Here is a 7,406-nt window from a genome sequence, read left to right on the forward strand (position 1 = left end):
GAATGCGTTTGAGAAGAAGTTTTTTGATGATATCAGGAAGTTTGCCTTCTATGATGCCTTGAACCGGGCTTGCATCGAGAATGAAGCAAAAGATATTCCTGCACTAATCGCTCTCGGACAGTATAAGGCTGTTGTCTCCAACCTGCTGGAGTCGAAAGGACTGAACTACGGACAGCTTCCGAAAGGTCTGTTGCTTTTTCATTCTTATCCGCAGACAGCCCGTACGGCGATGGAAGAACATCTGGCCGAAGGTGCGATGTATGCGAAGAACAATGCCGGCGAAGTGAATATACATTTCACTGTGTCGCCCGAACATAAGGCGCTGTTCGAACAGTTGGTTGCTGCAAAGACGGGAGATTATGAAGAGAAATTCTCTGTCAAATACGATATTTCTTTCAGCGTGCAGAAACCGAGTACCGATACGATTGCTGCCGATATGGAAAACAATCCGTTCCGCGACAAGAACGGTAACCTGTTGTTCCGTCCGGGTGGCCACGGTGCTTTGATCGAAAACCTGAACGATGTAGATGCCGATGTGGTGTTTGTCAAGAACATCGACAATGTGGTTCCGGACAGTTTCAAATGCTCGACCGTTATCTTCAAGAAGGTGATCGCCGGTGTGCTGGTCTCTTTGCAAGAACGCATCTTCAAGTATTTGGAGCTGATCGACAGCGGCAAGTATTCGCACGACCAGGTGGAAGAGATGATTCATTTCTTGCAGGAGGAGTTGTACGTGAAGAATCCGGAAACGAAGTTGTTGGAAGATGCCGAGTTGATCCTTTATATTAAGAGTAAGCTGAACCGCCCGTTGCGTGTCTGCGGTATGGTGAAGAATGTCGGTGAGCCGGGCGGTGGCCCGTTCCTGGCTGTCAACCCGGATGGAACTGTCTCTCTGCAAATTCTCGAAAGCTCGCAGATTGATTTGAAGGATCCCGAAAAGAAAGCGATGTTCGAAAAGGGCACGCACTTCAATCCGGTGGATCTGGTATGCGCGTTGAAGAACTATAAGGGCGAGAAGTTCAACTTGCCGGATTATGTAGATAAGAATACCGGTTTTATCTCTTATAAGAGCAAGGACGGTCGCGAATTGAAAGCATTGGAATTGCCAGGTTTGTGGAATGGTGCGATGAGCGACTGGAATACAATCTTCGTCGAAGTTCCTATCGAGACCTTCAATCCGGTCAAGACGGTAAATGATCTGCTGCGGCAGGAACATCAATAAACAAAAAAGCCGTCCGAAATGAATCGGACGGCTTTTTCGTATGGCAATAGAACCACAGAGATTACACTCTTCTTTCTTTGATTCTTGCTTTCTTACCGGTAAGAGCACGCAGGTAATACAATTTAGCGCGACGTACTTTACCATACTTGTTAACCGTGATGCTTTCGATAAACGGAGATTCGATCGGGAAAATACGTTCTACACCTACGTTTTCAGACATCTTACGCACTGTGAAGCGTTTTTTGTCACCATGACCTGAGATGCGGATTACGACACCTCTGTACTGCTGGATACGTTCTTTGTTACCTTCTTTGATACGGTAAGCTACTGTAATAGTGTCACCACTCTTGAATGCAGGAAATTCCTTTTTCGTAGCAAACGCTTCGTTTACAACTTTAATTAAATCCATTGTTTTATAGCTTTTTAATTGTAATTTTTAATGAAACGCAATATAACGGGCTACTTGTCCCGACAGAGATTACGCAAAGCGGATGCAAAGTAACGAAATAATTATTTGATACGCAAGTAGCAGTCTGAAATAAATTTTACTTCAGCCACTTATCGGCAAACTTAATGTAGTTCTCCCAGTCGAAATCCGTCACATCATGCACTCCGGTACGATTGTGGTAGGCGACACGGTTCATGATCGGCATGTTGACCGTCGGCATCGTGGTCGTTTCCAGTCCTTTCATTCCGTAGAGCTTATAGACTTCTCCGGCGTATGCGGTTGAAAGAAATTCACCTTTCGGATCGGACCAGCGGTCTTCTTCGGCGCTTGCCACATAAAGGGGGCGGGGAGCGATGAGGGCCAATAGCTCGTGCTGGTCGATCGGCAGTTCACCTTCTTTCTTGTTATACCTGCGGAAGTTCTTGCAGAACCAGTGAGGGAACGCGTGGTTGATCCGGTTGACAGTTTCACCCACCTGCCGTCTGGATAGGGCTGCTCCGCCACATCCGGATTCGTTGGAGATGACGATTGCAAAACGCGGATCGGTAGCGCCAGCCCAAAGGGAGGTTTTGCCCAAGCGGGAATGTCCCATCAGGATGATTTTGGAGGCATCGACCTGCCAGTCTGTTTCGAGGTAATCCATCACCCGACTGTAACCCCATGCCCAGGCGGCGATTGCTTGTCCGCCGTCTGCCGGAATGTCTCCTTCAGATGGATGACCGAAGAGGGCGAGAATACTTTCCGCATATCTGTCCTTGCTGTCGGGGAAGAAGTCGAAGTAATGGACGGTGGCCAACCCGTAACCGGCGTCGATGATCTTTTCCACCGGCCAGCGCGATGCTTGGTTGCCGCGTGGGCGGTCGGAATATTGCGACGGGATGATGTCCGGGTCCGAAGAAACTGTCTGATTCCCCTGGAAGTTGAAATGCAGGAATACCGGCACTTTTGTTTTGACATGGTTCGGCAGATACATCAGCAGCAGGGCTTTCCGTTCTATACCGTTATGGCTGAATGTGATTTCGATTTGTTTGCGGGTGGCGCTGCCGTTGACCGCACTGTGGTTGTCGTTCAACTTCTTGTAGGACACATCCACCTTGTCCGCCGGCATCTTTCCGTATACCTGTTCGGTAAAGACGGACAGCAATTCCGGGCGTCTGATCTGTTCCCATTGTTGCACAGTTGTTATTTCCCGGCCGTCGCTAGTCTTTAACAGAGCGGGCAGGGTATAAGGGGGAATTTTGCTTTCGTCGTAATTCGCTTCATCGGCTTCCTGGGCATGTCCCGCCAATAGGCTGCAACTCCAAAGGCACAGGAAGAATATGGCTTGTCTCATAACTGTCGTTTTTTTTATTTTTAATTTCCTTATATCTGTGAATAAGGCAATGGTGAGAGGAGCAGACTGGTGTTTCGGGTGGCTGTATAGGCATATTCCGGCAGGTTCTTGATCCGTTGCCAGTCCGGATGTGCCCGGAATTTGTCCCAAGCGGCATTGCGTGTCGGTTCGTCCTTGTACCAGGTGAGGTACATCACCGCCGGCATGATCGGACCGGCCAGTACCTCCCCGTAGCAAACGGAGTTGATGCCGACCTTGTCGAAGACATCTATTTCATCTTTATTGAACATCGCGACTTTCCGCTGGTTGGCCTCTTCGTTGGGACTGTGGTACGTCCTGAGTTCGAACATCGTCCGGCTCTTGTCCGGCATCAGAAGGGAAGGTACTTTGTCGAAAGCTTCGCACAGGAAACTTTCGAAATTGAAGTAAGCCGGGTTGGGAGCCGTCTTGTCGAAATAAGGCTGTGCCGCTTTTCTGAATACCGTGTCGTCCCAGATGGTCCGTTTCACCTGATGATAAGTCGTGATGTCGGGATAAATGAACAGCAGCAGACGCCGTTCTTTTTCCTCTTTTTTATAAGGGACGAAAGCGCCGGCTTTGATCTTCTTCCGGTTATAGGCAGGGATCAGTGTGTCGCGGAAAAAGCCGTCCAGGCCGTCCGCATCTCCTTCCAGCGTGTAGATTCGCCATTCGTATAGCTGCTTTCCGGATGGAGCGGGTTTTTCGGAGGTTGCGGCTATCCCCTTGATGGCCGGAAGCGTAGCCAACATACCTGTCAGCTTCATAAAGTGCCTTCTTTGCATGGTTCTATAGAATTTAGATTAAAAAATAGTTAGTAAACACTTCAAAGGTAGGAAATATCAGGGTAATTTCCGTACATTTGTTTTGATTTATGATTTATGAATTATGATTTATTAGAAAGACATTGTGATCATTATTTATAAATCATAAATTATAAATCATAAATTTCAACTCTTTCGATGAAGAAAATATATATCTTTTTATTTAGTTGTGTTACCGTTCTTTCCGCTGTCGCACAGACGACGCCGAACCTTTACCGGGCAGTGGACAAGGAGAAAATGAATCACTGGGTGGACTCCGTCTTCGATGCGATGAGTTATGACGAACGTATCGGGCAACTCTTTATGGTCATCGCCAATCCGAAATCCGACACCCGCAATATGCAACGCCTGATGCGTTATGTCAACGAAATAAAGATCGGCGGCATCCTTTTCCATAAAGGTGATCCGGTCACGCAGGCCGAGGTGACGAACCGCCTGCAAAAAGCCTCCCGTGTCCCGATGCTCGTGTCGCTGGACGGCGAATGGGGACTTTCCATGCGCCTCTCCGGTACGACCCGTTTCCCGAAGAACATGATGTTGGGGGCGATTGAGGATAACAGCCTGATAACCGAATACGGCAAGGAAGTTGCCCGGCAGTGCAAGGAGATGGGAATCCATATCAATTTCGCACCCGATATGGATGTCAACAGCAATACCGACAACCCGGTGATCGGCCTCCGCTCCTTCGGCGAGAATCCTGAGGCGGTGGCCGACAAAGGGCTTGCGTATGCCCGTGGGCTGGAAGGGCAGGGCATCCTGTCTGTCGCCAAGCATTTCCCCGGACATGGCGATACCGCCGAAGATTCCCATTATACGCTGCCTGCCGTTCATCATGACCGGGCACGCCTGGACAGTGTGGAGTTGCTGCCTTTCAAGCGTTATATCTATGACGGCTATGCCGGCGTGATGACCGGACACCTGTATGTCCCGGCGTTGGACAAGGCACGCAATAAGCCGGTCTCCATGTCCCGTGCCGTCGTCACCGACCTGCTGCAAAAAGAGCTCGGATTCCGAGGGCTGTGCTTTACCGACGCTTTGGCGATGAAAGGCGCTACTACCCGTAAATCCGATAACCCTTCCGTAATGGCGCTATTGGCGGGCAATGACATCCTTTTGGCTCCGGCTGCGCCGATTAACGACTTTGCAGCCGTGAAGGAGGCCTTGGAAGAGGGTATTTTGGACAGGGAAGAGATAGAAGCGAAGATCATCAAGATCCTGCAATATAAATACATCGCAGGGCTGAACGACTATCGCCCGGTCGAGACGAAGGGATTGTCCGAACGCCTGAACTCTCCCCATGCCGCATGGTTGGCCGCCAAGTTGAATGAAGAAGCGATCACCCTGCTGAAGAACGAGGGCGACATCATCCCGTTGAAGCAGCTCGATAAGAAAAAGATCGCCGCCCTGTCTATCGGTGACGGGGTAGGGAACGAGTTCCAAAAGATGCTGGGGCGCTACGACTCGGTCGCCTGTTTCAGCATCAGCCGGAATGCGACGGCAGCCCAAGTGCAGAGTGTATATAAGAAATTGGAGAAATACGATGTGGTCATTTGCGGCGTGCATACGGTCCGCATTCCGGAAAGCCCGGCTCTGCGCGAGCTGGCGGCAAAGAAGGAACTGGTCTATGCCTTTTTCACCTTGCCCTATTTTTGTAAAGCATATAAACCTTCCATCCTGAAAGCCAAAGCGGTCGTAATGGCCTACGAGGGCACACCGCTTGCTCAGAAATATGCGGCGCAAGCCATCTTCGGCGGTATTGCGGTTAAAGGGAAGCTACCGGTTTCCATCCCTACCCTCTACACGGCGGGGACGGGCATGTTTACCGAAAAGACACGTCTCGGTTATCACGAGCCGGAAGAAGTGGGGGCAAGTCCCGAACGTTTGGACGTGATCGCCTCTATCGTGGAAGACGGTTTGGAACAGAAGGCGTTTCCCGGTTGCCAGGTGCTCGTTGCCAAAGATGGCATGATTATCTATGACAAATCGTTCGGCTATTTCGACTACGACAAGAAACAGGCTGTTGATGAAAACTCCGTCTACGACCTGGCTTCTTCCTCCAAAGCGGCGGGGACCTTGCTAGCCGTAATGAAAGCTTATGACGACAAGAAGTTCACACTGAACAATAAGATCTCCGATTTTATACCCGAACTAAAGGATTCGGATAAAAAGAATTTAGCTGTCAAAGACCTCCTCTACCACCAGTCCGGGCTGACGCCGACTATCAACTTCTATCTGAACGCGATCGACAAGGATAGTTATAAAGGTAGCTTGTACAGTAATGCGAAGAACCAGACGCATCCGGTCCGTTTCGACGCCCGGACCTATGTGCGCAACGACTTCTCTTTTCTTCCCAATCTGGTATCTGCCCGGAAAAAGCCGGGCTTTACGACAGAGATCGCCCGCAACATGTATCTGCACGACTCTTTTAAAGACACCATTATCCAGGAGATCAAGGACTCGCGCCTCGGCGTGCGGGGCAAGTACAAATACAGTTGCATCAATTTCATCCTGTTGAAGATGATGGTGGAAAAGCAGATGCGGCAGCCGATGGACCGCCTGCTGCATGGCATGTTCTTCAGCAAGCTCGGAGCTTGGCATACGGCCTACAATCCGTTGCATATCCTCGACACGATGCAGATCGTCCCGACCGAAAACGACCATTTTATCCGTCGGCAACTGCTTCGTGGCTATGTGCATGATGAGGCGGCCGCTTTCCAGGGGGGCGTTTCGGGCAATGCCGGGCTTTTCTCCAACGCCAACGACTTGGCGAAAGTGCTGCAACTCTATCTGAACCAGGGAAGTTACGGAGGTGAACAATACCTATCCAAAGAAACCTGCCGTCTTTTCACCCAAAGTAAAAGTCCGACCTGTCGCCGCGGCTTAGGGTTCGACAAGCCGGTAGCCGGTGGGGGTAAAGCATCTCCTTGCGGCAGCCTGGCTCCCGCCTCCGTTTATGGGCATACCGGTTTTACCGGCACTTGCTTTTGGGTGGACCCGGATAACAACCTGCTGTATATCTTCCTGTCCAACCGTGTGAACCCGACACGGGCCAACAACAAGCTAGGTTCGCTGGATATCCGCACACGTATCCAAGACGCAATCTATAAAGCAATCAAATAATTCATAAATCATAATTCCCCCAAAGATGTTATTCGGACACGGTGACGACCACTATAATTCACAGAAAGAGGTAAAGATAAATTTCAGTTCAAATGTATGGCATGGAGCCGATCTCCGCACACTCAGGGAACACCTGAACGAGCAGTTTTATGAACTCACGCGTTATCCGGAACCGGATGCTTCTTCCCTGAAAAGGCTGCTTGCCCGCTGCTATGAGGTGGAGGAGGAGAATATAGTGGTAACGAACGGTTCCATCACGGCATTCTATCTGCTGGCGCAAACCTGGAAAGGGGCGAAATCCGCTATTGCCGTTCCCTCTTTTGCGGAGTATGAAGACGCTTGCCGCCTGCACGGGCATGAAGTCAGTTTCTTTCCGACCTCGTGCGACCTGTCCGGCCTCTCGCTGGAAGGACAGGATTTCTGCTGGATCTGTAACCCGAA

6 protein-coding genes are annotated in these 7,406 nt (G+C 50.2%); 3 read left to right on the plus strand and 3 right to left on the minus strand.

Going from position 1 to position 7,406, the window contains the following annotated elements:
- The coding region (locus tag BHV83_RS10260; protein ID WP_286757474.1) for a DUF4301 family protein at window positions 1-1,222 on the plus strand (1,222 nt) is incomplete at its 5' end.
- 61 nt (window positions 1,223-1,283) lie between these two features.
- Here BHV83_RS10260 and rplS read toward each other — a convergent pair.
- From rplS to BHV83_RS10275, 3 genes are all read right to left on the minus strand, one after another.
- Window positions 1,284-1,631: a 50S ribosomal protein L19 gene (gene rplS, locus BHV83_RS10265; protein ID WP_005634912.1), complete on the minus strand. Its 348-nt coding sequence runs from the start codon at window positions 1,629-1,631 to the stop codon at window positions 1,284-1,286.
- A gap of 136 nt (window positions 1,632-1,767) precedes the next feature.
- Window positions 1,768-3,003 (minus strand): glucuronyl esterase domain-containing protein, encoded by a 1,236-nt coding sequence (locus BHV83_RS10270; protein ID WP_286757475.1) that lies wholly within the window; start codon window positions 3,001-3,003, stop codon window positions 1,768-1,770.
- 29 nt (window positions 3,004-3,032) lie between these two features.
- Window positions 3,033-3,806 (minus strand): NIPSNAP family protein, encoded by a 774-nt coding sequence (locus tag BHV83_RS10275; protein WP_286757476.1) that lies wholly within the window; start codon window positions 3,804-3,806, stop codon window positions 3,033-3,035.
- Between the two features lie 177 nt (window positions 3,807-3,983).
- Here BHV83_RS10275 and BHV83_RS10280 point away from each other — a divergent pair, with 177 nt between their 5' ends.
- Window positions 3,984-6,965 (plus strand): serine hydrolase domain-containing protein, encoded by a 2,982-nt coding sequence (locus tag BHV83_RS10280; protein WP_286757477.1) that lies wholly within the window; start codon window positions 3,984-3,986, stop codon window positions 6,963-6,965.
- A gap of 25 nt (window positions 6,966-6,990) precedes the next feature.
- Window positions 6,991-7,406, plus strand: a 416-nt coding sequence (locus tag BHV83_RS10285; RefSeq protein ID WP_502687962.1) for an aminotransferase class I/II-fold pyridoxal phosphate-dependent enzyme, incomplete at its 3' end; no start/stop codon positions are given.

Source organism: Parabacteroides sp. merdae-related_45_40, assembly GCF_001915675.1.